Here is a 26,269-nt window from a genome sequence, read left to right as displayed (position 1 = left end):
GTGCCGGGCTTTTTATATCACTCTTTCAGCAGATGGCCCATTTTGGCGGCTTTGGTATCAAGGTAGTGGGCATTTTTCGGGTTACGGCCGACAATCAGCGGTACACGTTCAACGATGTTGATCCCGGCTTCGGTCAGGATCTCCACTTTTTTCGGGTTATTGGTCAGCAGACGAACTTCGTCTACGCCCAGCAGCTTGAACATATCGGCGCATAAGGTGAAGTCACGTTCATCAGCCGCAAAACCGAGCTGATGGTTGGCTTCAACCGTATCGTAGCCCTGGTCCTGAAGCGCGTAGGCGCGAATTTTATTCAGCAAACCAATATTACGCCCTTCCTGACGGTGATAAAGCAACACGCCGCGGCCTTCTTCAGCAATATGAGAAAGGGCCGCTTCCAGCTGGAAACCGCAATCACAGCGCAGGCTGAACAGCGCGTCGCCGGTGAGACACTCTGAATGGACGCGGGACAGCACCGGCGTCTGCCCTGAAATGTCGCCATACACCAGTGCGACATGATCCTGTCCGGTTGCCAGTTCTTCAAAACCCACCATCAGGAAATCGCCCCATGGGGTTGGCAGTTTGGCTTCTGCCACACGTTTAAGCTGCATGTGATTCTCCAGAGTAGGCTGACACGTTTCGTGCCTGTGCCCTGTTTTGCTTTCTGTATCAGTTTATTTTGCCACAAGCTCAGCAGGTTCGCCTAATGGGCACCATGCGATATGGCCGTTAAAAGCACGATCCGACATCTCCACCCAGCGAACAAATTTCAGTTATGATTGTGACGCTTAGCAAAAAGGAGAAGACATGCATTCAATCGCCAGACGTACGGCAGCAGGTGCGGCCATTTTACTGATTATGCCTTTGGCCGTATGGCTTTCAGGGTGGATGTGGCAGCCCGGGCAGAACGCCACGTGGCTGAAAACGTTATACTGGATTACGGAAACGGTCACCCAGCCCTGGGGAATTATCACCCACGTCCTCCTGTGCGCCTGGTTTCTGTGGTGCCTGCGCTTTCGTCTGCGCGCGGCGCTAATGCTCTTTGCGATCCTCGGCGGCGCTATCCTTATCGGTCAGGGCGTAAAATCCTGGGTGAAAGATCGCGTTCAGGAGCCGCGTCCTTTTGTCGTCTGGCTGGAAAAAACGCACCATATTCCGGTGGATGAGTTCTACACTTTAAAGCGTAAAGATCGTGGCGCACTGGTGAAAGAACAGCTTGCGGAACAGCAGGATATCCCGAAATTCTTGCGTAAACACTGGCAGAAAGAGACCGGGTTCGCGTTTCCCTCCGGCCACACCATGTTTGCGGCCAGCTGGGCGCTGCTGGGGGTTGGGCTGCTTTGGCCTAGACGTCGAACGGTCACCATCGTCATTTTACTGGTCTGGGCGACGGGAGTGATGGGCAGCCGCTTATTGCTGGGGATGCACTGGCCACGGGACCTGGTCGTCGCCACGCTCATCTCGTGGATGCTGGTGATGCTGGCGACCTGGCTGGCTGAACGATTCTGCGGCCCGCTAACACCACCGCCGGAAGAGAAAGAAGAAATAGCCGAAAGGGACCAAACGGACGCCTGAAGGTTGATATTGCGCATTTTGCCCATAGATCCATGACTGGCGCGTCACTTTTTCCATTTCGCGCCCGTCACTAAAATGGTAGTTTATAAGGCTGATTGCGGTAAGTTGAACATACTTTATTCGCTTGAACCACATAACGGGAAGTAATGTGAAATATTTACTCATTTTCTTACTGGTATTGGCGATTTTTGTCATTTCAGTCACATTGGGTGCACAAAACGATCAGCAGGTGACGTTTAACTATCTGCTGGCTCAGGGCGAGTATCGCGTGTCGAGCCTTCTCGCGGTCTTATTTGCTGCAGGCTTTGCCATTGGCTGGCTGGTTTGCGGTTTGTTCTGGTTAAAAGTCCGTGTTTCGCTTGCGCGCGCTGAACGTAAAATCAAACGACTCGAACATCACATTGCGCCTGCGTCCGACATGCCGGAAAGCTCTGGCGTGCCGGTCGTGAAGGAATAATCGACGATGCTGGAGTTGTTGTTTCTGCTTTTGCCTGTCGCCGCAGCCTATGGCTGGTATATGGGCCGCAGAAGTGCGCAACAAACAAAACAGGATGAGGCCAACCGGCTCTCCCGCGACTACGTTGCGGGGGTGAACTTCCTCCTGAGCAATCAGCAGGACAAAGCGGTAGACCTGTTCCTCGACATGCTGAAAGAGGATACGGGGACCGTTGAAGCCCATCTTACCCTGGGGAACCTGTTCCGCTCGCGCGGCGAGGTTGACCGCGCCATTCGCATTCACCAGACCCTGATGGAAAGCGCCTCGCTGACCTACGATCAACGACTGCTGGCCGTACAGCAGTTGGGACGAGATTACATGGCTGCGGGGCTGTACGATCGCGCGGAAGATATGTTCGCACAGCTGGTGGATGAAACAGATTTCCGCATCGGCGCGCTGCAACAGCTCCTGCAGATATATCAGGCCACCAGCGACTGGCAGAAAGCCATTGATACGGCTGAACGTCTGGTGAAGCTGGGTAAAGATAAGCAGCGCGTTGAGATCGCCCATTTCTACTGTGAGCTTGCCCTTCAGCAGATGGGCAATGACGACATGGACAAAGCCATGGCGTTGCTGAAGAAAGGTGCCGCCGCGGACCGCAACAGCGCCCGTATCTCCATCATGATGGGGCGCGTTTTTATGGCGAATGGCGACTACGCCAAAGCCGTTGAAAGCCTGCTGCGGGTTATCGACCAGGACAAAGAGCTGGTCAGTGAAACGCTGGAAATGCTGCAAACCTGCTATCAACAGCTGGACAAGCGGGAAGAGTGGGTGGCATTTCTGCGTCGCTGCGTGGAAGAGAATACCGGCGCAACCGCGGAACTGATGCTTGCTGACGTTGTTGAGCAGTATGAGGGGGGTGACACCGCGCAGGTCTATATCACCCGACAGCTTCAGCGTCATCCGACCATGCGGGTCTTCCATAAGTTGATGGATTACCACCTGAACGACGCGGAAGAAGGGCGCGCGAAAGAGAGCCTGATGGTGCTGCGCGACATGGTTGGCGAGCAGGTGCGCAGCAAACCGCGCTACCGTTGCCAGAAGTGTGGTTTTACCGCCTACACGCTCTACTGGCATTGTCCGTCCTGCCGGGCCTGGTCCACCATCAAGCCCATCCGCGGCCTGGACGGGCAGTAATTTTTTAAAAGCCTTCATTTTAGTTACAACATACTGATGGTATTTAACGCTTTCTGAGCACCGTGCGGTTTGCCGGCCTGGCAGGCAGATAAATGGATTCTGTCAATTTGCGGCGTCGGCAGGTAGAATGCTGGCCGTTTATCTGTTCCGCGCCGCTGCGCGCCCATAGACGAAAAGGGCTGGTCATGACGTCTGTTACATCCTCCACTTCCCGCGTAATTACGGATTCTCCTGTTGTTGTTGCGCTTGATTACAATAAGCGTGACGCTGCACTGGCGTTTGTCGACGGTATCGACCCTCGCGATTGCCGCCTGAAAGTTGGCAAAGAGATGTTCACGCTGTTTGGACCGCAAATCGTTCGCGATCTGCAACAGCGCGGCTTTGACGTTTTCCTCGACCTCAAATTCCATGATATTCCGAACACCACGGCCCACGCCGTTGCTGCAGCCGCCGAGCTGGGCGTATGGATGGTCAACGTCCATGCGTCGGGTGGGGCAAGAATGATGACCGCTGCCCGTGAGGCGCTCCTGCCGTTCGGTAACGACGCGCCGCTGCTTATCGCCGTCACCGTGCTGACCAGTATGGACGAAAATGATTTACGCGACCTTGGCGTGACGTTGTCACCTGCGGAACATGCCGAACGTCTCGCGCGTCTGACGCAGCAGTGCGGCCTGGATGGCGTAGTCTGCTCCGCGCAGGAAGCGGTACGTTTCAAATCAGCGCTGGGCCAGGATTTTAAACTCGTTACGCCGGGGATCCGTCCTGCGGGCAGCGACGTGGGCGATCAGCGTCGCATCATGACGCCTGAGCAGGCGCTGGCGGCGGGCGTTGACTATATGGTTATCGGGCGTCCGGTGACGCAGTCTGCAAACCCGGCAGAGACGCTTAAGGCTATCAACGCATCGCTGAACAAGGGGGCATAATGACCGATTCCAACAGCCGTCTGGTCTACTCAACCGAGAGCGGGCGTATCGACGAACCGAAAGCCAAAGTGGAACGTCCTAAGGGGGACGGTATCGTGCGCATTCAGCGTCAGACCAGCGGACGTAAGGGGAAAGGGGTCTGCCTTATTTCCGGTATTGATCTGGATGATGCTGAACTGACAAAGCTGGCTGCCGAGCTGAAAAAGAAATGTGGATGCGGCGGGGCCGTGAAGGACGGCATTATCGAAATCCAGGGTGATAAACGTGATTTAATTAAATCACTGCTCGAAGCCAAAGGCATGAAAGTCAAACTGGCAGGCGGCTAAAATAAATGAGCCACGGCAAATGCCGTGGCTCGTGTTATATACGTGCGTATGTCAGACCTGAAATGCGTTTAAATATCGCAATATCGAGGAAGGCTTAGATAATAGTTATTTGCCAACCTGGTGACCGATAATACCACCGACAGCAGCGCCACCTAATGTACCCAGCGTACTACCATCCGTTAATACTGCACCACCGAGAGCACCGGCACCGGCACCAATCGCGGTGTTACGGTCACGTTTAGACCAGTTAGAGCATGCGCTCAGGGACATAGCGACAGTGATTGCCAGAACAGCGGCGGCTAATTTTTTGCTGGTTAAGGTCATAATACTTTCTCCTGAATTATCGATTCACGGAAAGATGTACACGTTAAGTATAGACTAAACGAATACTTAATTCTTTTCCCCGTGAAAGCTGGTCGCGCAGGCGTTACTTCATCACGCAGGTGATAGTCACTTCCTGTTATATCGCTAATAGTAATTTTACGACTTTAGGGCAGGTTAAACAGGTAAAAACTCTTAAAGCAGGGTTAAGAATCATCTCATAGAAAGACGTGTGCGCCCGAAATACGGGCGCGGAGGGAAATCAGGCGCTGGCTTTAATAATATTGACGATCAAACCGCTCTCTTCGAGTTTATTGCGATGCGCTTCGCTCAAACGGTCATCGGTAATCACGCGGCTAAAGCGTGAAGCGGGACCCATCGTGTAAGGGTGAACGGCACCAAATTTAGAGCTGTCGGTGAGCACAATGGCTTCGCACTCTTTTTCCAGTACGGCATTCACCACGTCAGAGCGCATCATATCCCGGCCGGTAAAGCCTGTCTCCGGCTGCCAGCCGTCAATCCCGATAAAGGCCTTACTGAAATGGACCTGCTGGACGTACTGACGGGTCAGCGGGCCAACCATGCTTTCACTTTTTTTCTGATAGATGCCGCCCAGCAGAATCACCTCGCAGCGCGTCTCTTTAAGTAAATGCGCGATATAGCTGCTGACGGTGATGATGGTGACGTCTTTTTGATCGGCAAGCGTTCGCGCCAGAAGGGCATTACTGCTGCCGTTTTCAATAAAGACGGTCTCGCCGTTGTTCACCAGGGACGCAGCAAATTCCGCCAGTTCACGTTTGAGCGCGTAGTTGTTCATCATGCGCGTCTCAACGTCATCACTGTCCAGCGGGACCGCATAGCCGTGCGCGCGACGCAGGTAGCTCTGTTTTTCCAGCAGATTAAGATCCTGACGGATGGTGACTTCAGAAACGCCAGTGGTTTTAGCGAGATCGACTACGCTTACGCGTCCCTGATCGATGACCATCTGCAAAATGAGTTGTTGTCGGGAATTCATAGCATCCATTTAATAAAGCGAAACGAGGTCGGAAACGGTGGGGGTTAAACTTCCCACGGCGCTTTTGGCTGTCTGTTTTCGGGCGCATCGTCAGCGCCATTCTGAGCAAGAAGTTCAGACTTCAGGATCTCAAGATTACGGATAGCAGAGTGATAATCGCCCGCCACCAGGATATCCAGCACGGTATCAATTCGTTGTGCTACAGCTTGTGCGTCAATAGTTGACATAATCTCACCCCAGGCGCGAAAAGTTAATATTTTCAATGATGCAGAAATTGGCTTCAAAAGAGAAGGGAAAAAATGCAATAACCAAATTACATAAACGGAAGTGATAAAATTATTCCCCCTCATGCTGCGGGCTTATTGAGTGGATTAGTCTAAAACTGCGCGCAACGCGCTTTTTTATAAGAGGAATTAGACTATGACAGTTATCAATCAGCCTACCTGCACACTGTTTACCGATACTGAACGGTTCACCCAGCTGTCAGGCTATTACGAGGCAGAGCGACATACAGTCTGGATGATGTTGCGGGCTCAGCCACGTCCTTGCTTCAACCATGCGTTAATAGAGGAGATCATGAACCTTTCATGGCTCGTCCGCCAGTCTGGTTTTGCGGTCGATTTTTGGGTGACCGGATCGCTGGTGCCTGAGATGTACAATGTGGGCGGTGACCTGCAGTTTTTCGTCGAGTGCATTCAGCACGGTCGACGTGAAGCGTTACGGGCCTATGCGCGCGCCTGTGTCGATTGCGTGCATGCGGCCTCCCGGGGGTTTGATACGGGGGCCATCTCGCTGGCCATGGTCGAAGGCAGCGCGTTAGGGGGCGGGTTTGAGGCCGCTCTTGCGCACCATTTCGTTCTGGCGCAGCGCGATGCACGTTTAGGTTTTCCCGAGATTGCTTTCAACCTGTTCCCGGGCATGGGGGGATATTCCCTGGTAGCTCGCCGTTCAGGAATGAAGCTGGCGGAGGAACTCATCTACAAGGGGGAATCCCATACGGCGGAATGGTACGAACAGCACGGCCTGGTGGATCTCCTGTTTGAACCCGGACAAAGCTATGTCTCCACCCGAACCTTCATCGACACGCTACGGCCAAAACTGAATGGCGTGAGGGCGATGCTGCGCGCCCGTACGCGCGTTCTGCAATTGCCGCGCAGTGAATTGATGGACATCACGGAAGACTGGGTAGACGCGGCTTTCTGCCTGGAACCGAAAGATATCGCCTACATGGAGCGTCTGGTGATGCTGCAAAACCGCCATCACGCGGCGGGCTTGCGTAAAGCCAGTTAATGCTGTTTCCGCGCCTGATATCGTTTTAGCCATCGCTCGAATGCGGCAGCGGGCATCGGCTTAGCAAACAGAAAACCCTGCCGTTCGTTGACGCCGTTCTTGGTCAGAAAGGCGTCTTCTTTTGCATTTTCCACCCCTTCGGCAATCACCTGCAGGTTTAACGCCTGCGCCACCGCGACGATGGCGCGCACCAGAGACTGGGAGATGGACTGCTTATGAATATCCCTGACGAACGATTGATCGAGTTTTATGGCGTCAATAGGGAAGCGGGCCAGCTGAGAAAGGGAGGAGTAGCCGGTACCAAAATCGTCGAGATGAATTTGCGCCCCCAGCCTGCTGAACTGCTGGATCACGGAGAGCGCCAGCTCTTCGTTCTCGATGAGACAGCTTTCGGTTAATTCGACGTCGACCGGGCAGTATTCAAAGTTCAGATCCTTCAGCGCCTGCTTTAAGTCGCTAAAGATAGTCTGGTCGGCCAGCTGACGCGCAGAGACGTTCACGGCCACGCGCAGGTTAATTCCCTTATCGCGCCATTTCGCCACCTGGCGAACCACATCCAGCATCACCCAGCGGCCCAGCGGCACAATCAACCCTGACTCCTCGGCATAAGAGATAAACTCCAGCGGTGGGATCAACCCGCGTTCGGGCGATTGCCAGCGGACCAGCGCTTCAAGACTTCTGACCTCGCCGCGCCAGGTGATTTTAGGCTGGTAGTGGATCAGGAGCTGGTCGTTATCCAGCGCCTTACGCAGGTTGGTATCCAGCCAGAGATATTCAAACACGCGCTGGTTCATCTCGGGCGAGAAGACGCAGAACTTGCCCCGGCCGTTCTCTTTAGCGGTGTACATGGCGGTATCGGCGTTACGAATGACGCTTTCCCGGTCGTTACCGTGCTGCGGGGCGAGGGCGATGCCCAGGGAACAGCCGGTGTAAATTTCGATCAGGCCGATTCGGAACGGCTGGCGCAGGCGGGTTAAAATGCGCGACGCCATCGCTTCCAGAGAGCCCTGAGAGGTATGGGTGGCCATGACGATAAACTCATCTCCGCCAAGTCGTGCCAGCACCTGTCCCTCATCCAGACAGCTCAAAATGGCGAGCGCGACAGCCTGTAACAGCTGATCGCCAAACATATGCCCGTAAGCGTCGTTGACCTTTTTAAAGTTATCCAGGTCGAGATACACCACGCCAACCTGCGTGTCGCCGCGGTGACTGATGGCGTCAGAGATCAGGTCGTGGATCGCATTGCGGTTTGGTAAGCCGGTGATGGTATCGGTATTGGCCAGCACGCGCAGCCGCTCCTGAGCGCGGCGTTCCTCGGTAATATCGGTACCGGAACAAATAAGGAAAATTTCATTTTTACCGCTGCCGCTGTGAACGAATTTGTTTCTGAACAGAAACAGTCGTTGCCCTTTACGCGTTTTGATCCAGCGTTCGACTTCATAGGAGCTGCCGTTGCGGAAGAAACCGGTAATATTGCGCTTTGAGGCAGCCGCTTCGCTGCGGCTCATAAAGAGCTTAAACACGTTCTGGCCAATCACTTCTTGCTCTTTGAGGCCGGTATACTCTTCGCTCAGCCGGTTAAAACGCTGAATATTGCCGTTCTGATCGAGAATAACAATCACGGAGTTAGCCTCTGACACCACCTGTTCCGCAAAAGAGAGTCCCTGAGCCAGGTCGCGCGCCACGGAGGGCGTATCGTTCCAGGCGGAAGCCGTACCGGCCCACTCGTTACGGGTAATTTTACGGCCTACAAGGTGAACCGGGACATCTTCCCCGAATAACGAGAGCGTCATGGAAATGCTGGAGGTAATAACGGTTAAATGACGGATGAGATCGGCCTGATCGTCGTCCAGCGCAATCACCTGAGTGACATCGGCATTTTCACTGGCGGCAAGGTGCAGAGCGTTGCTGTCAGCTGACAAGCGCCACCATGGGCTGTGGGTTCCCATGTAGCGAAACAGCAAATTCTGCTCCAGATCGTCCATCATGTTTTCTCCCGCAGCTGTTCAGTAGCGCACCAATTATTCATTTGCAGTCGACTTTTCCGTTGAGAAGCAGCGGCAAAACCGAAGTGAACTTATTGTTTTTCCCTGAATTCTTATAATAAAACGAGTTAGATTTAAAAGGATACTGAGCGTATAAAAATTCACGTAACCGAATATAACAACACTCTTTTACTGTAGATAATTATGGCGAATTTGGGCGAGGGGAGGCTGAAAATAGTAAGAAAAAATAATGATTTTGTGGCGGGGATAAAAAGAAAAATTGTCGGCCTTTCCGGAAAGGAAATGACCGACAATTGAACAGGTTATCAGGCGACAGGACGCGCGATAATACTGCGGGTTTCCATACGGACTTCAGCGATAGTGACGTCAATCACGTCGGTGACTTTGTAAACTGTTTCACCTTTAATTTGCACCGTACCGTTTTCCTGACTACAGACCATTTCATCACGAACAGCATGCAGGAATGGCGCCGGAATAAACGCGACAGCACCGTTATCGACCAGACGGACGCGCATCCCCCCGCGGCTGATATCAATGATCTCGGCGGCGAAACGGGTATCCGTACCGGCTTTATCCTGCAGGAAGCGCGCGTAAAGCCAGTCGCCAACGTCACGTTCTGCCATGCGGTTCAGACGGCGACGATCGGCCATTTGCAGCGTGGTCTCCTCCTGAGGGCGGGCAACGGTTTCGCCTTTGATAATCGCTTTCAGCAGACGGTGGTTAACCATATCGCCATACTTACGGATCGGTGACGTCCAGGTCGCGTAGGCTTCGAGGCCGAGACCAAAGTGTGGGCCAGGCTCGGTGCTGATTTCAGCGAAGGACTGGAAGCGACGAATGCGGCTGTCCAGGAAGCCCGATGGCTGCGCGTCCAGTTCGCGGCGAAGCTTGCAGAAGCCCGGCAGGGTCAGCACTTCTTCCGGATCGACGTGCACGTCGTGATTCTTCAGCAGGGCTGCCAGCGCTTCGGTATTCGCCGGGTCGAAGCCGGTATGAACGTTGTAAATGCCAAAGCCCAGCTTGTCGCGCAGCACGCGTGCGGCACAGATGTTGGCGGAAATCATCGCTTCTTCAACGATGCGGTTCGCAATGCGTCGCGGCTCGGCCACGATATCCAGCACTTCGCCTTTCTCACCCAGAACAAAGCGATAATCCGGGCGATCTTTGAACACCAGCGCATGGGTTTGACGCCACTCGCCGCGGTTCAGGCAGATGCGATGCAGCAGACGGATCTGCGCGGCAATGGCGTCTGATTCCGGTTTCCAGCTACCGGTATTTTCCAGCCAGTCGGAGACGTTATCGTAGGCCAGCTTGGCTTTCGACTCGATGGTGGCAGCAAAGAACTCGATATCGTCTTCAATCGCGCCATCCGCGGCAATGGTCATGCGGCAGGCAAGGACCGGACGCACTTCATTCGGACGCAGCGAGCAGAGATCGTCTGACAGTTCACGCGGCAGCATTGGGATGTTGAAGCCCGGCAGGTAGTTCGTGAACGCACGGATTTTCGCCGTTTCGTCAAGCTTGCTGCCTTCAACAATCCAGGCGGTGGGATCGGCAATGGCAACGGTGAGGTGCAGTTTGCCGTCGGCGCTCTCTTCAGCGTAGAGCGCATCGTCCATATCTTCGGTGCTGGCGCTGTCGATGGTGACAAACTCCAGCGCGGTGAGATCGCGACGCGTCAGACCTTCGTCCTGCATCTCGGTTGCCACGCCGTTCGGCGCTTCTTTTTCAAGATTGTGGCGTGCCAGCGTAACCCACCATGGCACGAAATGATCGGCGCCAAAGGTAATGAACTGGGTCAGTTCCGCATAAAAACCGCGATCGCCCTTCAGAGGATGACGGCGCATTTCTGCTACGGCCCAGTCACCTTCTTTAAAATCATGCTCAACGCCACGGGCGGCGCGGCAGGGAATGGCATCTTTCAGCAGAGGATGATCCGGCACGATAGAAAGACGATCGTCTTTTCTCTGCACCTTGCCCACAAAGCGGGTCAGGAACGGTTCGATCAGTTCTTCCGGCTCGGCGGACTCACGTTCCTTTTCGGTATGAATGACGGCCATGACGCGGTCGCCATGCATCACTTTCTTCATCTGCGGTGGCGGAATGAAGTAGCTTTTCTGCGCGTCAACTTCAAGGAAGCCAAAGCCCTTTTCCGTGGCTTTTACGACCCCTTCTGCACGCGGCGTCTGGGAATGCAGTTGCTGTTTAAGCTGCGCTAGCAGCGGGTTGTCCTGAAACATAATGTTCTATTTTCGTAGCCATTGAGCGGCTGACAGTTTTACGCGATTCTCACTGTCTCAGCAAGCGGTCTTTGGGTAATGAGTGTGGTTATTCCTCTTTACCAAACGCCACTTTCAGACGATTAAGCCAGCCATCAAACGCACTTTGGGTAAGCAGCGTGATGGCATATTCGCCCTGGAGTCCTTGATCCGTGAGCGGGGTAAACTGTGCGGCACTGAAGCGGTCCGGCGAGCGGGTCAGCAGTTCGACCGCTGCCGAAAGTGCGGGTGACGTCTGCGGGATCTCCGCGCGGCTGTTTAACAGGATTTCTCCGGTCAGGTCGAGCAGCGTCGGCTCATGACAAAGCACCGGCGTCAACGCCTCGAGCGCGGGTTCGGCCTGCCAGCGGGAGAGGGACTCCAGCTGATGCGCATTCGCGTAGCGCAGTTCGACGACGGGTAAAAGCGGCATCCACGCATCGTGGCTCGCGGGAAGCGTGTGCGGCTGAATATGGTGCCCCGGCAACCAGCGAACAGGATGTCCCAACAGCGCCTGAAAAATCGCGACCACGCGCGCCTGAAAACCGATAAAGCCGATAATCTGGTTAATCACCACGATGTCGTACGTGGACAGGCCTACCTCATCAAGCTGGTTCCGGGCTTTTTCATCAATGACATCAGGCGAGCTGGCGAGCTGGCGGGCATACTGGGTGATCTGTGCCAGGCGGCGGTTGCTTTCGCGCGAGGAGTCCGGGCCGGGAAGCGGGGCGAGGAGGGCGGCGTAATGGTTACAGAGCCGCTGAACGCCGCAGGCCTGAGCGACCGTTAGCGCGGTACTGAGCCGATCGTAAGCGCTGAGCGTATGCAGTCGGTTCACGGGAATTGAGAGCGGAAACAGCTGGTGGCATAAGGCTCTGGCAGGGGTAAGCCAGCCAGAACAGGCGGCGACAATCTCATCAGGCAGGGCTAAATCGAGCAAAAAACGATCGTCGACGTTAGCGGCTTCGGGCACCAGGGGCAGAACATCCGTCTGCGCGTGGTTTGACTGGGTTTCATGATACCAGTGGCCTTTGCCGGAAAAACGGCGTTGTTCCATGTGCGTTCCTTGATCTCAAAATGGCGATCAATATCCTGGCGTAAGGCAGATAAAGGGAAAAATATTGTTAGGTGATAACAAATAGCAGAACGGAATAACGAAGGGGTGACGCGGGGGGGAAATACTCTCTTCCCGGGCGGGAAGAGAGTCACAGCTTATTTAATTTCCAGCTCGTTCATTGCAGCGATGTTGAAGCCGCCGTCAACGTGAACCACTTCGCCGGAGATACCCGCGGAAAGGTCAGAGCACAGGAATGCTGCAGAGTTACCCACATCTTCAATGGTAACAGTACGACGAATCGGGGTAACCGCTTCGCAGTGTGCCAGCATTTTACGGAAATCTTTAATACCGGAAGCGGCCAGGGTGCGAATTGGACCCGCAGAAATGGCGTTAACGCGCACGCCTTCAGGACCCATTGCGTTCGCCATGTAGCGTACGTTGGCTTCCAGAGACGCCTTAGCCAGACCCATTACGTTGTAGTTAGGGATCGCACGTTCTGCGCCCAGGTAGGACAGGGTCAGCAGGGCTGCGCCCGGGTTCAGCATCGCGCGGCAGGATTTCGCCATCGCAACGAAGCTGTAGGAGCTGATGTCGTGCGCGATTTTGAAGCCATCACGGGTTACCGCGTTCACGTAGTCGCCGTCCAGCTGGTCGCCAGGCGCGAAGCCGATGGAGTGAACGAAACCGTCGAATTTCGGCCATGCTTTTGCCAGTTCAGCAAACATGCCGTCGATGCTTTCGTCTTGTGCAACGTCACATTCCAGAACAATGCTGGAACCCAGCTGCGCGGCAAACTCTTCAACACGGCCTTTCAGCTTGTCGTTCTGGTAGGTGAACGCCAGCTCAGCGCCTTCGCGATGCATTGCCTGTGCGATGCCGTATGCGATGGACAGTTTGCTGGCAACGCCAGTCACCAGAATGCGCTTACCGGAAAGAAAACCCATAGCTTTAATCCTTATATTCATTGCTTATTTTGCCTTGTAATTCATAGCGTTACAGGCAGTATTTCAAAATCATTCGAAATTAGCTCGAAATTATAGCCCACTCACGGCCCTTTGTGTCACGATATTTCTCGCACTTCTCCGAAGTCGCATGCCCCGAAGAATGCGCCGCGGACTCTCGGGGGCGCGAAATTTCAGCATTCGTCCAGTATATCACCCGGCAACAGCTTCGCCTCATCCAACCAGCGAGGAGGCGCGATCCCGCAAGGGTGTTCATGCTTTCCTGATGTTGCCGATGAAGCGCGCAATAACGATAAAGAAAACCGGTACGAAGAAGATCGCGAGAAGCGTACCGCTAATCATGCCGCCAAATACGCCGGTACCGATGGCATGCTGCGTACTGTCGCTCGCACCGGTGGCCAGCATCAGAGGAACAACTCCTAAGGTAAAGGCTAACGATGTCATCAGAATGGGGCGCAGACGCTGACTGGCGGCATGAATGGTCGCCGCCAGCAGGGGTTGCCCTTCGCGATGCAGCTGCCTGGCAAACTCCACAATCAGAATGGCGTTCTTGGCCGACAGGCCGATGAGCGTAATCAGACCGACCTTAAAGAACACGTCATTGGTCATGCCGGCAACAAACACCGCTATCACCGCGCCGATAAGGCCCAGAGGAACGACCAGCATGACCGCAAAAGGAATAGACCAGCTCTCATACAGGGCGGCGAGCACCATAAACACGACCAGTATCGACAGGGCGATCAGGCCCGGAAGCTGCGATTCCGATTTTATCTCCTGTAGCGAACTCCCGGCCCACTCGCCCGCCATGCCCTGAGGTAGAGTCTTGGACAAGCCCTCCATGGCCTTCATTGCGGTGCCGCTGGATACGCCTGACGCCGCACTTCCGGTAATCCGTATAGCAGAATAACCCTGGTAGCGCGTCAACTGCTGCGGCGCAACGTTCCAGGATATCGTCGCAAACGTTGATACCGGCACCATCTCACCCATCCGGTTTTTCACTGATAGTTTCAGTATCTGCTCGGGCTGCATTCGATAGGGGGCATCGGCCTGAATAATCACCTGTTGAACGCGGCCGTTGTTCGTATAGTCGTTGACGTAATTTGAGCCCAGGGTGACGGAGAGCGTCTGGTTGATTTCATCGAATGAGACGCCCATCGCCTCAGCCTTTTCCCGGTCAACCAGGAGCGCAAGGCTGGTTCCTTCCGGCAGACCGTCTATATAGACATCGCTGAGTTCAGGGCGTTGATTAGCCTGCAGAACCAGCGCGTCGGCGGCCCTCTTTAGAGCCTCATAGCCCGCTCCCGCTCTGTCCTGAACGTACCAGGTGAAGCCCGAGGAGGTGCCCATATCCGAAATGGCCGGCGGGAGCAGGCTCATTGTGACGGCATCAGTGACGTTCGTCATGCTGGCCTGTATGTGGTCGGCTTCATCCTGAGCCGTCGAGCCCTGCCGATTTTTCCAGTCCTTCAGCGTGGTGAAGGCCATAGCCGAATTCGGTCCTGAACCTGAAAAGCCAAACCCCAGGATCATAATGTTGCTTTCAATGTCCGGCCGGGCCGCAATTTCCGCTTCAAATTTTTTAACCACGTTGAGGGTGCGCTGCATCGTGGCATCAGAAGGCAGCTGGATAGAGGACATAAAGTAGCCCTGATCTTCATCCGGCAGAAAGGACGACGGTAGCGAAGACAATCCAACAAACAGCGCCGTGCAGAGCGCAACGTACAGGAGCAGCATACGCCCGGTTCGCTTCAGAACGGCACCCAGCCCGGCTTCGTAACAGACGGTGAGCAAACGGAAGCGCGCGTTAAACCTGGCCGCGAACCTTCCACTTCCGCTCTTTCCTGCCTTGTGCGGCTTGAGTAACGTTGCGCACAGGGCAGGCGTCAGCGTCAGGGCCAGAAACGCGGACAGCAGTATGGAGACCGCCATGGAAATACAAAATTGTCGATAGATAATCCCGACCGAACCCTCAGCAAACCCCATGGGGATAAAGACGGCAGTGAGCACCAGCGTGATCCCGATAATCGCCGGGGCGATCTCCTGCATGGCCTGCCGGGTAGCGTCCCGTGGGGAGAGGCTTTTTTCCGCCATCAGTCGTTCGACGTTCTCCACTACCACAATGGCATCATCAACGATAATCCCTATCGCCAGCACCATGCCGAACATCGTCAGAATATTGATGGAGTATCCGCTCAATAACATCACCGTGAAGGTGCCAAGAAGTGCGACGGGAGCAACAATCGCCGGGATAAGCGTACAGCGTATCTTGTGCAGAAACAGAAGCATCACCAGGAAGACCAGGACCATCGCTTCGACAAATGTCTGAACCACCTTCATGATAGAAAGTTTCACAAACGGCGCGGTATCGAAGGGAACCGTAAACGCCATTCCTTCCGGTAACACCTGGGAAAGCTCGTCGATGCGCGCGCGTACGCCTGAAGCTGTACTCATTGCGTTGGCACCCGGCGACAGCTGGATTGCCGCCGCCGTTGCGGACACGCCATTTTCGCGGATACCGAAAGCGTAACTTTGCAGGCCCGACTCAACGCGCGCGACGTCGGACAGTTTCAGCCTCGCGCCCGATGCATCTGATTTCAGGGTAATGTTTCTGAACGCCTCTACCGAAGTGAGTTGCCCCTTCACGGTGATGGGATACGTTACGCCTTGTCCCGCAGATGCTGGTTCATCTCCCGTTTTGCCGGGCGAAACCAGGGCATTTTGCTGGCCAACAGCGGTGAGAACATCGCTCACCGAGAGGCCGTAGCTGTGGAGCTTCATCGGATCCAGCCAGATACGCAGCGCTTTTTCGCCGCCAAACAGCTGAACTTTCCCTACGCCGGGCACGCGACGAAGCTCGTCACTGACGTTTCGGGCAAAATAGTCGCTTAAGTCGGCTTCCTCGAATTGACCGCTGGTGGACTTCAGCCCCACCATCATTAAAAATCCAGAATTAGCGGCCTCGACGTTAATGCCGTTTTGTCTTACCGCCTGAGGAAGACGAGGCTCGACGATCTTAATCTGGTTCTGCAGATCCATCTGTGCCAGCTTGATGTCCGTGCCGGGTTTAAATGTGACGGTAATAGACGCCGAACCGGTTGTGTCGCTGGATGATTCGAAGTAGAGCAAATTGTCTACGCCAGAGATTTCGCGCTCGATTAACGATACTACCGACGTATTCATGATATCGGGGCTGGCCCCCGGGTAACTGACGGAAATAATGATGCCCGGCGGTGCCACCGCCGGATACTGCGCAACCGGCAAACGAGGAATAGACAGGAGACCCGTCAGGACGATAAACAGCGCCACGACCCAGGCGAAAATAGGGCGGTCAATAAAAAAATGAGGCATTGGTTTTTTTGTGCAAAAGAGTGAGGTAGAAAGTCTACCGCGCACCTGTTTAGCGGAAGTGGGCGGTTTATGGAGGATGTGTGGAGCAAGGGCTCAGATCATTCTCATAATGAGGTACAGCGGTGCTCCACCAAAAAAAATGATCAAATAACACTCATAGTAAAAGATCAGATCCTCAATATCGGGCATCGCGTTTAACAGCACGGTGAACGTAATAATGAGATAAACAAAAATCACCATCAGCCAGAAGGCGATGATAAGTAGCTCAATGAACGCGCCGGCTTTATTTTGTATGACCAGAGAAACCACTGACAATGCGATGCAGCCATAGATAAGGGGTGAAGAGAGCAGTGTCGAGGCGACTTTCTCATCCACTCTGTGTACCAGCACCAGCCAGGTATAAAGTAATCCCCACGACAGCAGCAGAAACAGGAAATATATACCCAGTTTTTTAGGAGAAAAATATTTAGAAAGTTCCATGTTCATTATTTCAGCCAACTTCATAAAATCTTTAAGAAACAGTGGTAATTTGCAGCCCGCAATGCACAACGCGTTATGCCTCATTAGCGATTTTGAACGGACATTGTCGAGTCTTTATTGACTGAATGTGTAGGCTGTGTGGAGAAATAACCGGGCATTTAAATCAACCGGGAAATTTTCGTGACTACGGCACTTTTTCCCGGAGGCTGTGTCTTATTGTGCTCAAGATATCTGATAGCGTGCTTAAAGGGATTTCACCCGCGGAGATAATATGAACAAAAATACGCTGATCCTTGTTGTTGAAGATGAAGACGAAATCGCCGATATACTGATGAGCTACTTAGAGCGTTCGGGAATGAAAACGCTCAGGGCCAGGCAGGGCGAGCAGGCGATAACGCTCAATCGCCTCCATAAACCGGATCTCATCTTGCTGGACATTCACCTGCCCGTGTGTGACGGCTGGAGCGTGCTTACCACGCTTCGCCATGAAAGCGCTGTCCCCGTCATTATGGTTTCCGCTCTCGATCAGGACGTCGATAAACTTATGGGACTGAGGCTCGGCGCGGATGATTACGTCATCAAACCCTTCAACCCTTCGGAAGTTGTCGCACGGGTTGAGGCGGTGCTGCGTAGAACAAAGCCTGCGCTTCAGCAGGCGGGGGCCCTGCCGCTCAGAACGCCATTCATTACGGTCTATCCGGATGATTTCTACGTGGAGGTTACTGCGGGGCCCGAGGTTATCTCCCCGGTCTTAACGACGACCGAATTTAAGTTGCTTTCTTACCTGGTGCGGTATCCGCGCAAGGTCTGTTCCCGTGAAGAGTTGCTCAACGCGTGTTTGCCGGAAGGCGATACGCTCGACAGAACCGTCGACAGCCATATGAGCAAGCTGCGAAAAAAACTGGAGCTGGCCGGTCTTTATGGCGTTCCCGAGAGCATCAGGGGCATGGGTTACCGGCTTGGGGAAAAGAAATGAATAAAGAGTCTGTCCTGAGTCGTCAGATCTTAACGTATATGCTGTTGCTGACGTTTACGATAATTGCCATCGCCATATTGGGCTCCTGGTTTTTTTACTCCTTTATTCTGGATCATCTTCCCGGCGGCCCTGCTGCGGGCGATGACGAGCAGATGACGATGTGGGACTGGGTATGGATTGGGACCGCGACAACGATCAGCCTGATCATTGCCGTATTCTTTACGGTCAAACTTTCATCGCGAATACTCACCCCGCTAAACGCGGTCGCGTCCAGCCTGAAAAAAATTTCTCAGGGCGATCTGGACGCCAGGGCATTCTGTGCCAGTTCCCGGCTGGGAGAGATCAATCACCTGGTTACGGATTTCAATGAAATGGCAGAAAAGCTGCAAACGCTGGATATCCAGCGGAAATCCTGGAATGCTGCGATTGCGCATGAACTCAGGACCCCGGTCACCATTTTACGCGGAAGGCTTCAGGGGCTGGTTGACGGGGTGTTTACCCCGGACCCGGTGCTGTTTACTAACCTCCTCAAACAGACGGAAGGATTAACCCGTCTGATTGAAGATCTCCGGGTTATCAGTTCGGATGGCGGGGCAGGATACACGTTATACCAGGCCAGAACGGATCTGAAAGGGACAATACAGGACGCGCTCGATACCTTCATGCCCGAGTTCAACCGTAAGGCATTTACCGTCCATACCGAACTGAGGGAGCAGCAGTGCGTATTCGATCCCTTACGCATCAATCAGTGTCTGACCGTTTTATTTGACAATGCCTTACACTATTCAACTTCGCGCAAGCTCACGGTTAAAAATGGTGTTTCGGATAAAGGCAATTTTATCCTGATTCAGGATGGGGGACCGGGTATTCCCAGGGAGTTTCATGACTTCCTGTTTCAGCCCTTTCAGCGCGATAACGGCGCCAGACAGTTGAACCCGGAAGGCTGTGGTTTGGGCTTGTCGGTGGTAAAAGCCATCATGCTGGCGCATGGTGGCGATGTTACCTATACCTTATCAACGCAAAACCATTCGATATTTAAACTCACCTGGCCCGACTCGTGAGCGTCAGCGGCAGGTCAAATGTGCCTGCCGGCGGTAAATGCCATATTTTTCCTAGCTTAGCATCCCATTCCTGCGGGGTAATCGACAGTTTACCGCGTCTCGGACTTAAGGTTATTTCACTGAAATAGATTTCATCTTTTTTTAGCATGAGGTCAACGCGGCAGTAGTCAATGCCATCCGCCAGCTCCTGGGATGCCAGCAACGCTTGTCGGAACAAGGCCGGTTCGCCTGGCGCCAACGGTGTATTCGGATATTCCATCTGAAAGGGTTGTAAGTTCCAGTACCTGTCGTAAACGTTGATGAAACCTTTGCCGCTGTCATCCGTAAAATCCGCTTCAACATAGTGGGCAACGCCATGAAAGCAATGGATCCTTAGCATTTCGGGCGCTGTGTTCCTGTCTGCATCATCGAAGAGATCGACATACGGTTCGCAAAGTATTTTTGGCGTAATGTTTTTGTACTGCCATTCGCGCGTGGTGTAGTACATATTTTTCTTTAACGCGAGACTGAGTTTTTTACACGCTTCCCTGACGTTAAATTGCGCTTTGTTCGTACATATTATTGTGCTGCCACTGTCATGGTTGCACTTAAGGACAAATTTTTCAGGGAGCGTCGAAAAATCAATCTGGGACACCTTGCTGTACACGCCAAGTAATGGCACCGTTTTCGCACGCGTTGTTCTGGAGATTACGTATTCCCGAACGGCGAGTTTATCGGCAAGCAGGGTATAGACGTTATTGTGGTCATAAACCAGACGATGACATATTTTTTCACTCAAGGTCGTGGGGGATTTAATGTCAGGGTGCTTCCCCGATGTTTTCTTGAGCCTCACAGTATGAAAGTACAGGTCCGTCATTAAAAATGAACGACATTTTCTGATGAGGTACTCGGTATATTTGAGAACGTAAGTGGCGTTGTTCATTTCTTCTCCTTCGTAATGTCCGGATATTCTGGAGAAGAACTGTTGATGTATTTTGCTGAGAATATGGAGCAGCTATGGAGATGAAAAAGTTAAGGATTAAACAGCGTATTAAGGCTATTTAATCCTTATTAAGCGGTGCAACGTTTGTTTACCGATCTTTGCGCCACGCATCGGCCGTCAGTGCTTCACCGAAATGACCGGCTATCAGCCGTTTTGTCAGCTCGTGAAGCGGGGAGGCCATCACATCCGCCGTGCTGCCGCGTTCAACCACTTCACCCTGGTGCATAACCATCACCTGATCGCTGATGTGCTTCATCATCCCCAGATGCTGGGTGACGTAGATATACGAGATGCCCTGTTTTTCCTGCAGCTCCAGCATCAGGTTAATCAGCTGCGAACGCATCGACATATCCAGCGAGGCAAGCGCTTCGTCAGCAATAATCACTTTCGGGCGCAAAATCAACGCACGCGCCAGACCCAGACGCTGTTTCTGGCCGGGGGCCAGCATGTGCGGGTAGTAGCTTTCGTGATCCGGTAACAGCCCAACCATGCGCAGGGTTTCGAAGATACGCTTACGGCGCGCCTCGGGCTCCAGGTCGGTGTTCAGACGCAGCGGAAAATCGAGGATCTGCGAAATGCGCTGGCGCGGGTTGAGCGAGGTCGACGGATCCTGAAAGATCATGCGGATGCGCTGGCTGCGGAAAGAGTAATCCCCGAACGTGAGAGGGTGATCGTCAATCAATACTTCGCCTGCAGTCGGTTCAACCATACCGGCGAGCATTTTCGCAAGGGTGGATTTCCCGGAACCGTTCTCGCCGATGATTGCCAGGGTCTGTTTTTCACGCAGGGTAAAGCTGAGCGGTTTTACCGCGTCGACAGTTTGACGATGAAACAGCCCCGTGCGGTAGCGAAAGGTCTTACTCAGGTTGCGGACTTCCAGCAAGGTTTCGACCATTTCACTCTCTCTCCATGTTCAGCGGGAAATGACAGGCGTAAAGATGATTTTTGGCCCCGGTCAGGCGTGGCGTCTCGATACATTTACGCTGCGCATACGGGCAACGCGGCCCCAGACGACAGCCTATCGGCAACGATTCCAGCAGCGGAATCGCCCCGGGCAGGGTATTCAGGCGGCTCTTATGCGGCATGGCGCTGCCAAAATCGGGAATAGCGCGGATTAGCGCCTGCGTATACGGGTGGTGCGGCGCGGTGATCAGGTCTTCACTCGGCGCGGTTTCGACCGTTTGTCCGCAGTACATCACATCAATTTTATCCGCCCATTTGCTGAGCATTTGCAGGTCATGGCTGATCAGCAAAATGGTGGTGTTGTTGTTCTGGTTAAGACGCGACAGCAGGCGGAAGATTTGCGCCTGCGTGGTGGGCTCCATCGCGTTCGTCGGTTCATCCGCAATCAGCAAACGCGGCTGATTGGCCAGCGCGATGGCAATCATCACTTTCTGACATTCACCGTCGGTCAGCTCGTACGGGAAGCTGCGCATCGCATCTTTGTGATCTTTGATCCCGACGCGGTGTAAAAGCTCAATGGCGCGACGCTTGCGCCAGCCCACGCGTTGCCACCAGCGGCCTTTATAGGTCCAGCCGGGGATGTTTTGCATCAGCTGTTTGCCCACGCGCTCGGACGGGTCGAGACAGGACTGCGGCTCCTGGAAAATCATCGAGACGTTATGCCCGACCAGCTTACGCCGCTCGCGGGGAGAGAGGCGCAGCAGGTCGATATCATCAAACCGCATACGGTCGGCGGTGACGCGCCAGTTATCTTTCGCCACGCCGCAGATGGCTTTGGCGATCAGGCTTTTGCCTGAGCCGGATTCCCCCACCAGCCCGCGGATTTCACCTTCCGCGAGGGTGATACTGATGCGATCGACGGCTTTAACCCAGCCTTCACCGGTTTTGAATTCAATGGTGAGGTTGCGAATATCAAGAAGCGGCATTATTGCACCCCCGCGTTAATTGCACGGCGAATACCGTCGCCCAGCAGGTTGATCAGCAGCACGCTCACCATAATGGCCGCACCCGGCAGCATAACCGTCCACGGCGCCACGTAAATTAACTCCAGCGCGTCACCGAGCATCGCACCCCATTCAGGCGACGGCAGCTGCGCGCCGAGGTCGAGGAAGCCGAGCGCCGCGATGTCCAGAATCGCCATCGACAGGGCGCGGGTGATCTCGGTGACCAGCCCGGACGCGATGTTAGGCAGCACGGCAAACCACAGAATGTTGAAGGTGGTCGCGCCGTCCAGACGCGCAGCGACGACATACTCTTTTTCCAGCTCGTCATGCACCATGCTGTAAACCGAGCGCACGATGCGGGGCAGGATAGCCAGCCAGACGGCGAACATGGCATGCGACAGGTGCGGACCGGCAAAGGCAACCACAACGATCGCCAGCAGCAGAGACGGAATCGACAGCAACGTATCCAGAATGTGGTTAAGCACCGCTGAACGCAGGCCATGCGTGGATCCCGCAAAAATACCCAGCGCCAGCCCGCAGATCGTGGCCGCGAGCGTCACCACAAACGCGCCGCCCACCGTCGGGGCCGCACCGCTCAGCAGGCGGCTCAACACGTCACGTCCGAGGTCGTCCGTTCCCAGGAAGAAGGAGACCTCTCCGTAGCGGGACCAGGACGGCGGCAGCAGCTGATAGCCAAGGAACTGCTGGTCAATGCCATAAGGCGCAAACCAGGAGCCAAAGACACAGAGCAACACCAGACCGGCGCAGCCATAAAGGCCGATCATTGCCGTGGTATCACCATAGAATTTACGCCACACGGTACGCAGCACACCGGGCGTGCGCTTTTCACTGTATACGTTATCGTAGGGCATACCATTCCTTATGCTTCAACGGGTTAGCCATGGCACCCAGAATATCGGACAACACGTTAACAATAATCACCAGCGAACCAATCACCATCACCCCTGCGGAAATCGCGGCGTAGTCCTGCTGGCGGATAGCGTTAATAAGCCACCGCCCGAGGCCAGGCCAGCTAAAGACCATCTCGGTGATCATGGCCAGCGTGAGCATGGTGGAAAACTGTAATCCCAGACGCGGAATAACCGGCGGCAGCGCGTTGTGCAGGACGTTGCGGCGCAGTATGGTCAGGCGCGACAGTCCGCGCGTGGCGGCGGCTTTGACATAGTTCTGGTCAAACACCTCGATGGTGCTCAGGCGCATCAGGCGGATCACTTCGGTTGTTGGCGCAACCGCCAGCGTCAGCACCGGCAATACCATATGGCGCAGGGCGCTGACGATCATCTCGTGACGCCACACCGAATCAGACAGCCACGCATCGATGATGGCAAAGCCCGTCACCGATTTAACCGTGTAGAGCAGGTCAAAACGGCCAGAAACCGGTAGCCAGCCCATTGTCAGCGAGAAGAAAAGCGTCAGCAGAAGCGCCAGCCAGAAGACCGGGATGGAGAAGCCAAGCAGGGCGAGGGCGCTGATAAACTTATCCTGCCATTTGTTGCGATATATCCCGGCCAGCATGCCCACGGGGATCCCGACCATCAGGGCAAACCCGAAGGCCAGAATGCACAGCTCCATCGTGGCCGGGAAAACCTCTTTCAACTGCTCGGAAATCAGCTGCCCGTTAATGCTGGATACGCCGAAATCCCAGTGCAGCAGCCCGTTAAACCAGAAGAGCCAGGCATCCCACAGCGACGATCCCTGGAGCGGGGCGTGGGGCGTGAAATAGCTCAGGCTAAAGCCGACAAAGTTGAGGAAAAAGAGCGTCACCAGCAGCAACAGGAGCCGACGCAAGGTAAAAATAATCATGGTTTTTTCACCTCTTGTTCTTTTTCACGCGACACGCCGGCGAACGAGGCGTTGCCAAACGGGCTCAGCACCAGGCCTTTAATATCATAGCGATACGCCTGAAGGCGCAGGGAAGAGGCCAGCGGCAGCACCGGGAGTTCCTGGGCAAGGATCTTCTGCGCTTCATCATAGGCGTCGATGCGCGAGGCCAGCTGTTGGGAAGCCAGCGCTTTTTGCAGCACGGCGTCAAACTCCCGGTTACACCAGTGGGCGTAGTTGGTCTGCGAGTTTATCGCCGCACAGCTCAGCAGCGGGCGGAAGAAGCTGTCCGGATCGTTACTGTCGGTGGCCCAGCCGGTCAGGGTTAAATCATGATTCATGTCCATCAGGCGCGCCTCCTGGAAACGGCCTTCAACCGGTACGATGATCACTTTTACGCCCACCTGCGCCATATCCGCCTGCAGCAGTTCGGCGGTCTTGAGCGGGCTCGGGTTCCACGCCTGGGAGCTGGTCGGCACCCAAAGCTGCAGCGTAAGGTTTTCTGCGCCCAGCGCTTTCAGCTGTTCGCGCGCTTTTGCCGGATTGTATTCCGTAATTTTAGCCTCACCGTCGTAGGCCCACGAGGCGCGCGGTAAAATTGAGGCGGCGGTTTCCGCCGTACCGTAATAAATCGACTGCATCAGGCGCTGGTTGTTGATGGCCAGCGCAAGGGCGTGACGAACGGCAGGGTTATTCAACGGCGGCTTATCGGTGTTAAAGGCCAGATAGGCGATGTTCATCCCCGGGCGTAGCGTCAGACGCAGGCGCGGATCGTCGCGCAAAATCGTGAGCTGGCTGGCCGCGGGCCAGGCAAGCACGTCACATTCCCCGGTGAGCAGTTTTGACAGACGTCCCGTCCCGCCGGAACCCAGATCGACCACCACCTGCGGCATCAGCGGCGTACCCCGCCAGAAATGCTCGTGGCGCTGCAGACGAATATATTGCCCGGCGCGGTATTCGGCCAGCTGGAACGGACCGGTGCCGACCGGCTGACGATCGAGCAGTTCCTGACGATCTTTTTTCGTCAGCTTCGCCGCGTATTCGGCCGACATGACGGACGCATAGTGGGTTGCCAGATGCCACAGGAATGAGGCATCCGGGCGCGTCAGCGTGAATTCAACCGTGCGGTTGTCCAGCTTGCGCACGCTTTTCACTGTGTCGGCAAACTGCAGGCTGTCGAAATAGGGGAAATTGCTGCCGTTAACGTTATGCCACGGGTGATTGCGGTTGAAGATACGCTGGAAGGTGAAGACCACGTCATCCGCATTCAGCTTGCGCGAGGGGGTAAACCACGGCGTGCGCTGAAACGCAACATCATCGCGCAGGTGAAAACGGTAGGTTGCGCCGTTATCCAGCACTTCCCAGCTTTCCGCAAGCTCGGGCACGAGACGGTAAGTGTACGGGTCTACATCCAGCAGACGATCGTAAAGCTGCGCGGCAAGGGTATCCACAATCAGGCCGCTGCCCGCTTTTTGCGGGTTGAAGGTATCCACCTGGCCGCTTACGCAATAGACGAAGCCGCTGTCACGAATGTCAGGCTGCGGCGTTTGCCCGGGCGCGGCAAAGCCCAGGCTGCTAAACAGACCAAGTGCAAAAAAGGACGATAAAACCAGACGCATAATTTTTAAGGTATTAAATATGAAGTGGCTATCCTACTAATTTTAAACGACATTATCCAGTATCGTTTAAGCCTGAGGGCATAATGGGGCAGTAACGTTTGCAGTCGGTCACTCAGCGTCACAACCCGATGCACGTTCATACCTGCAATCCACTTTGAATATACCTCATGGACTATCTTAGCATTTTCGTGGCGTATCTGACTCGCTATAAACGAAGGATTTAACCCGGCAGACAGGGTTTCGCAAAGTCGGTCGGTATAGTTACGTCTTCGCTGGGTAAAATGACAGGAATGCAGGGTACATTCCAGGTGCGATATCATTTTAATTGTAATATGTGTCTGATATATTATGATTTTTTACTAAAGTAAAACAAATTATGGCATTCAGACTACCCGCCAAACGCGAAGTGTTTGCATACTTTTGCCTGGGATTATGGTTTTACGGGATGTGTCGGCTTGACATCTATACAAGCGATGCGTACTTGATAGAACCAGGTTCTGTTTATTGGTGAATTATCTTGATTTCAGTCGCTATAGGTGCCTTTGCATCATGGCGCGTTTCGTCACGCGTCAAAAGCAAAGAGGGTAAACTGGAGCGCGTTAAGTTTTCCTGGCTTGTTTTGTGTTTGTAGTGGGTGTCGTATCTTTCACACTCTGGGAAAGCACTGAAGCAATCATCGTTTCAAGTGCAA

General features: G+C 54.2%; 24 protein-coding genes. 8 read left to right on the top strand and 16 right to left on the bottom strand.

The genetic code is table 11. The features are described 5' to 3' along the window. Window positions 1–17 precede the first annotated feature (17 nt). The gene (gene ribA / locus AA74_RS0119335; RefSeq protein WP_008501210.1) at window positions 18–608 is read right to left on the bottom strand and encodes a GTP cyclohydrolase II; all 591 of its coding nucleotides are present in this window, start codon (window positions 606–608) and stop codon (window positions 18–20) included. 196 nt (window positions 609–804) lie between these two features. Here ribA and pgpB point away from each other — a divergent pair, with 196 nt between their 5' ends. The 5 genes from pgpB to yciH all read left to right on the top strand — a co-directional run bounded on the left by pgpB (window position 805) and on the right by yciH (window position 4,454). Continuing rightward, window positions 805–1,572 (top strand): phosphatidylglycerophosphatase B, encoded by a 768-nt coding sequence (gene pgpB / locus AA74_RS0119330; protein ID WP_025913078.1) that lies wholly within the window; start codon window positions 805–807, stop codon window positions 1,570–1,572. Between the two features lie 148 nt (window positions 1,573–1,720). After that, window positions 1,721–2,029, top strand: a complete 309-nt coding sequence (locus tag AA74_RS0119325) for a LapA family protein (protein WP_008501212.1) — start codon at window positions 1,721–1,723, stop codon at window positions 2,027–2,029. Between the two features lie 6 nt (window positions 2,030–2,035). Then, a complete protein-coding gene (lapB, locus tag AA74_RS0119320) occupies window positions 2,036–3,205 on the top strand; it encodes a lipopolysaccharide assembly protein LapB (protein WP_023617208.1) in 1,170 nt (389 codons plus the stop codon). 185 nt (window positions 3,206–3,390) lie between these two features. Continuing rightward, window positions 3,391–4,128 (top strand): orotidine-5'-phosphate decarboxylase, encoded by a 738-nt coding sequence (gene pyrF / locus AA74_RS0119315; protein ID WP_025913077.1) that lies wholly within the window; start codon window positions 3,391–3,393, stop codon window positions 4,126–4,128. Further along, window positions 4,128–4,454 (top strand): stress response translation initiation inhibitor YciH, encoded by a 327-nt coding sequence (gene yciH, locus AA74_RS0119310; protein ID WP_023344329.1) that lies wholly within the window; start codon window positions 4,128–4,130, stop codon window positions 4,452–4,454. The genes pyrF and yciH overlap by 1 nt, the downstream gene beginning before the upstream one ends. 105 nt (window positions 4,455–4,559) lie before the next feature. Here yciH and osmB read toward each other — a convergent pair whose 3' ends face one another. The 3 genes from osmB to AA74_RS0119295 all read right to left on the bottom strand — a co-directional run bounded on the left by osmB (window position 4,560) and on the right by AA74_RS0119295 (window position 6,017). Next, a complete protein-coding gene (gene osmB / locus AA74_RS0119305) occupies window positions 4,560–4,778 on the bottom strand; it encodes an osmotically-inducible lipoprotein OsmB (protein ID WP_008501216.1) in 219 nt (72 codons plus the stop codon). Between the two features lie 259 nt (window positions 4,779–5,037). After that, complete coding sequence (locus tag AA74_RS0119300; RefSeq protein WP_021240295.1) at window positions 5,038–5,790, bottom strand: DNA-binding transcriptional regulator YciT; 753 nt, start codon at window positions 5,788–5,790, stop codon at window positions 5,038–5,040. Window positions 5,791–5,834: 44 nt separating this feature from the next. Beyond that, on the bottom strand, window positions 5,835–6,017 hold the full coding sequence (locus AA74_RS0119295; protein ID WP_021240294.1) for a hypothetical protein: 183 nt from the start codon (window positions 6,015–6,017) through the stop codon (window positions 5,835–5,837). 193 nt (window positions 6,018–6,210) lie between these two features. On the opposite strand from AA74_RS0119295, the gene AA74_RS0119290 reads away from it, so the two are divergent. After that, window positions 6,211–7,080: a crotonase/enoyl-CoA hydratase family protein gene (locus AA74_RS0119290; RefSeq protein WP_008501218.1), complete on the top strand. Its 870-nt coding sequence runs from the start codon at window positions 6,211–6,213 to the stop codon at window positions 7,078–7,080. On the opposite strand, the gene pdeR is transcribed toward AA74_RS0119290, so the two are convergent. The 6 genes from pdeR to AA74_RS0119260 all read right to left on the bottom strand — a co-directional run bounded on the left by pdeR (window position 7,077) and on the right by AA74_RS0119260 (window position 17,191). Further along, complete coding sequence (gene pdeR / locus AA74_RS0119285; RefSeq protein WP_021240293.1) at window positions 7,077–9,068, bottom strand: cyclic di-GMP phosphodiesterase; 1,992 nt, start codon at window positions 9,066–9,068, stop codon at window positions 7,077–7,079. The genes AA74_RS0119290 and pdeR overlap by 4 nt on opposite strands. Window positions 9,069–9,391: 323 nt before the next feature. Continuing rightward, window positions 9,392–11,326, bottom strand: coding sequence for an exoribonuclease II (locus tag AA74_RS0119280; RefSeq protein ID WP_008501220.1), 1,935 nt, complete (start codon window positions 11,324–11,326; stop codon window positions 9,392–9,394). A gap of 88 nt (window positions 11,327–11,414) precedes the next feature. Beyond that, window positions 11,415–12,401, bottom strand: coding sequence for a CMD domain-containing protein (locus tag AA74_RS0119275; protein ID WP_025913076.1), 987 nt, complete (start codon window positions 12,399–12,401; stop codon window positions 11,415–11,417). 155 nt (window positions 12,402–12,556) lie between these two features. After that, window positions 12,557–13,345, bottom strand: coding sequence for an enoyl-ACP reductase FabI (fabI, locus tag AA74_RS0119270; RefSeq protein ID WP_003856831.1), 789 nt, complete (start codon window positions 13,343–13,345; stop codon window positions 12,557–12,559). Between the two features lie 270 nt (window positions 13,346–13,615). Beyond that, on the bottom strand, window positions 13,616–16,711 hold the full coding sequence (locus AA74_RS0119265; protein WP_025913075.1) for a multidrug efflux RND transporter permease subunit: 3,096 nt from the start codon (window positions 16,709–16,711) through the stop codon (window positions 13,616–13,618). Between the two features lie 93 nt (window positions 16,712–16,804). Next, entirely contained in the window at window positions 16,805–17,191 is a 387-nt protein-coding gene (locus AA74_RS0119260) for a hypothetical protein (RefSeq protein WP_025913074.1), read from the bottom strand. 271 nt (window positions 17,192–17,462) lie between these two features. On the opposite strand from AA74_RS0119260, the gene AA74_RS0119255 reads away from it, so the two are divergent. Both AA74_RS0119255 and AA74_RS0119250 read left to right on the top strand, forming a co-directional pair. Further along, window positions 17,463–18,167, top strand: a complete 705-nt coding sequence (locus AA74_RS0119255) for a response regulator (RefSeq protein WP_008501224.1) — start codon at window positions 17,463–17,465, stop codon at window positions 18,165–18,167. Beyond that, complete coding sequence (locus AA74_RS0119250) at window positions 18,164–19,228, top strand: ATP-binding protein (RefSeq protein ID WP_021240288.1); 1,065 nt, start codon at window positions 18,164–18,166, stop codon at window positions 19,226–19,228. Before AA74_RS0119255 ends, AA74_RS0119250 begins: the two co-directional genes overlap by 4 nt. On the opposite strand, the gene AA74_RS0119245 is transcribed toward AA74_RS0119250, so the two are convergent. The 6 genes from AA74_RS0119245 to sapA form a co-directional block, all read right to left on the bottom strand. After that, entirely contained in the window at window positions 19,209–20,150 is a 942-nt protein-coding gene (locus AA74_RS0119245; RefSeq protein ID WP_025913073.1) for an ATP-grasp fold amidoligase family protein, read from the bottom strand. The two genes, AA74_RS0119250 and AA74_RS0119245, sit on opposite strands and share 20 nt — an antisense overlap. 148 nt (window positions 20,151–20,298) lie before the next feature. Further along, on the bottom strand, window positions 20,299–21,105 hold the full coding sequence (gene sapF, locus AA74_RS0119240; protein ID WP_008501227.1) for a putrescine export ABC transporter ATP-binding protein SapF: 807 nt from the start codon (window positions 21,103–21,105) through the stop codon (window positions 20,299–20,301). Window position 21,106: 1 nt separating this feature from the next. Then, on the bottom strand, window positions 21,107–22,099 hold the full coding sequence (gene sapD, locus AA74_RS0119235) for a putrescine export ABC transporter ATP-binding protein SapD (RefSeq protein WP_008501228.1): 993 nt from the start codon (window positions 22,097–22,099) through the stop codon (window positions 21,107–21,109). Beyond that, window positions 22,099–22,989 (bottom strand): putrescine export ABC transporter permease SapC, encoded by an 891-nt coding sequence (gene sapC, locus AA74_RS0119230; protein ID WP_025913072.1) that lies wholly within the window; start codon window positions 22,987–22,989, stop codon window positions 22,099–22,101. Before sapC ends, sapD begins: the two co-directional genes overlap by 1 nt. Continuing rightward, window positions 22,976–23,941, bottom strand: coding sequence for a putrescine export ABC transporter permease SapB (sapB, locus tag AA74_RS0119225; protein WP_008501230.1), 966 nt, complete (start codon window positions 23,939–23,941; stop codon window positions 22,976–22,978). Before sapB ends, sapC begins: the two co-directional genes overlap by 14 nt. After that, window positions 23,938–25,578 (bottom strand): ABC transporter substrate-binding protein SapA, encoded by a 1,641-nt coding sequence (gene sapA, locus AA74_RS0119220; protein ID WP_025913071.1) that lies wholly within the window; start codon window positions 25,576–25,578, stop codon window positions 23,938–23,940. Before sapA ends, sapB begins: the two co-directional genes overlap by 4 nt. Window positions 25,579–26,269 lie beyond the last annotated feature (691 nt).

It is taken from the genome of Enterobacter sp. 5-4 (assembly GCF_000612205.1).
In the GTDB taxonomy this organism is placed as follows: Bacteria; Pseudomonadota; Gammaproteobacteria; order Enterobacterales; family Enterobacteriaceae; genus Enterobacter; species Enterobacter roggenkampii.
Note: the sequence above shows the minus strand (reverse complement) of the source record. Positions and strands in the feature narration are given on the sequence as shown.

Excerpts from the sequence above, each read along its gene's own strand:
- AA74_RS0119280 (WP_008501220.1), bottom strand. The coding sequence starts at position 11,326 with ATGTTTCAGGACAACCCGCTGCTAGCGCAGCTTAAACAGCAACTGCAT.
- fabI (WP_003856831.1), bottom strand. The coding sequence starts at position 13,345 with ATGGGTTTTCTTTCCGGTAAGCGCATTCTGGTGACTGGCGTTGCCAGC.
- AA74_RS0119290 (WP_008501218.1), top strand. The coding sequence starts at position 6,211 with ATGACAGTTATCAATCAGCCTACCTGCACACTGTTTACCGATACTGAA.
- pgpB (WP_025913078.1), top strand. The coding sequence starts at position 805 with ATGCATTCAATCGCCAGACGTACGGCAGCAGGTGCGGCCATTTTACTG.
- AA74_RS0119300 (WP_021240295.1), bottom strand. The coding sequence starts at position 5,790 with ATGAATTCCCGACAACAACTCATTTTGCAGATGGTCATCGATCAGGGA.
- AA74_RS0119275 (WP_025913076.1), bottom strand. The coding sequence starts at position 12,401 with ATGGAACAACGCCGTTTTTCCGGCAAAGGCCACTGGTATCATGAAACC.
- AA74_RS0119245 (WP_025913073.1), bottom strand. The coding sequence starts at position 20,150 with ATGAACAACGCCACTTACGTTCTCAAATATACCGAGTACCTCATCAGA.
- pdeR (WP_021240293.1), bottom strand. The coding sequence starts at position 9,068 with ATGATGGACGATCTGGAGCAGAATTTGCTGTTTCGCTACATGGGAACC.
- AA74_RS0119295 (WP_021240294.1), bottom strand. The coding sequence starts at position 6,017 with ATGTCAACTATTGACGCACAAGCTGTAGCACAACGAATTGATACCGTG.
- AA74_RS0119255 (WP_008501224.1), top strand. The coding sequence starts at position 17,463 with ATGAACAAAAATACGCTGATCCTTGTTGTTGAAGATGAAGACGAAATC.
- sapC (WP_025913072.1), bottom strand. The coding sequence starts at position 22,989 with ATGCCCTACGATAACGTATACAGTGAAAAGCGCACGCCCGGTGTGCTG.
- AA74_RS0119260 (WP_025913074.1), bottom strand. The coding sequence starts at position 17,191 with ATGGAACTTTCTAAATATTTTTCTCCTAAAAAACTGGGTATATATTTC.
- pyrF (WP_025913077.1), top strand. The coding sequence starts at position 3,391 with ATGACGTCTGTTACATCCTCCACTTCCCGCGTAATTACGGATTCTCCT.
- yciH (WP_023344329.1), top strand. The coding sequence starts at position 4,128 with ATGACCGATTCCAACAGCCGTCTGGTCTACTCAACCGAGAGCGGGCGT.
- AA74_RS0119250 (WP_021240288.1), top strand. The coding sequence starts at position 18,164 with ATGAATAAAGAGTCTGTCCTGAGTCGTCAGATCTTAACGTATATGCTG.
- sapB (WP_008501230.1), bottom strand. The coding sequence starts at position 23,941 with ATGATTATTTTTACCTTGCGTCGGCTCCTGTTGCTGCTGGTGACGCTC.
- sapA (WP_025913071.1), bottom strand. The coding sequence starts at position 25,578 with ATGCGTCTGGTTTTATCGTCCTTTTTTGCACTTGGTCTGTTTAGCAGC.
- AA74_RS0119265 (WP_025913075.1), bottom strand. The coding sequence starts at position 16,711 with ATGCCTCATTTTTTTATTGACCGCCCTATTTTCGCCTGGGTCGTGGCG.
- lapB (WP_023617208.1), top strand. The coding sequence starts at position 2,036 with ATGCTGGAGTTGTTGTTTCTGCTTTTGCCTGTCGCCGCAGCCTATGGC.
- sapF (WP_008501227.1), bottom strand. The coding sequence starts at position 21,105 with ATGGTCGAAACCTTGCTGGAAGTCCGCAACCTGAGTAAGACCTTTCGC.
- ribA (WP_008501210.1), bottom strand. The coding sequence starts at position 608 with ATGCAGCTTAAACGTGTGGCAGAAGCCAAACTGCCAACCCCATGGGGC.
- osmB (WP_008501216.1), bottom strand. The coding sequence starts at position 4,778 with ATGACCTTAACCAGCAAAAAATTAGCCGCCGCTGTTCTGGCAATCACT.
- sapD (WP_008501228.1), bottom strand. The coding sequence starts at position 22,099 with ATGCCGCTTCTTGATATTCGCAACCTCACCATTGAATTCAAAACCGGT.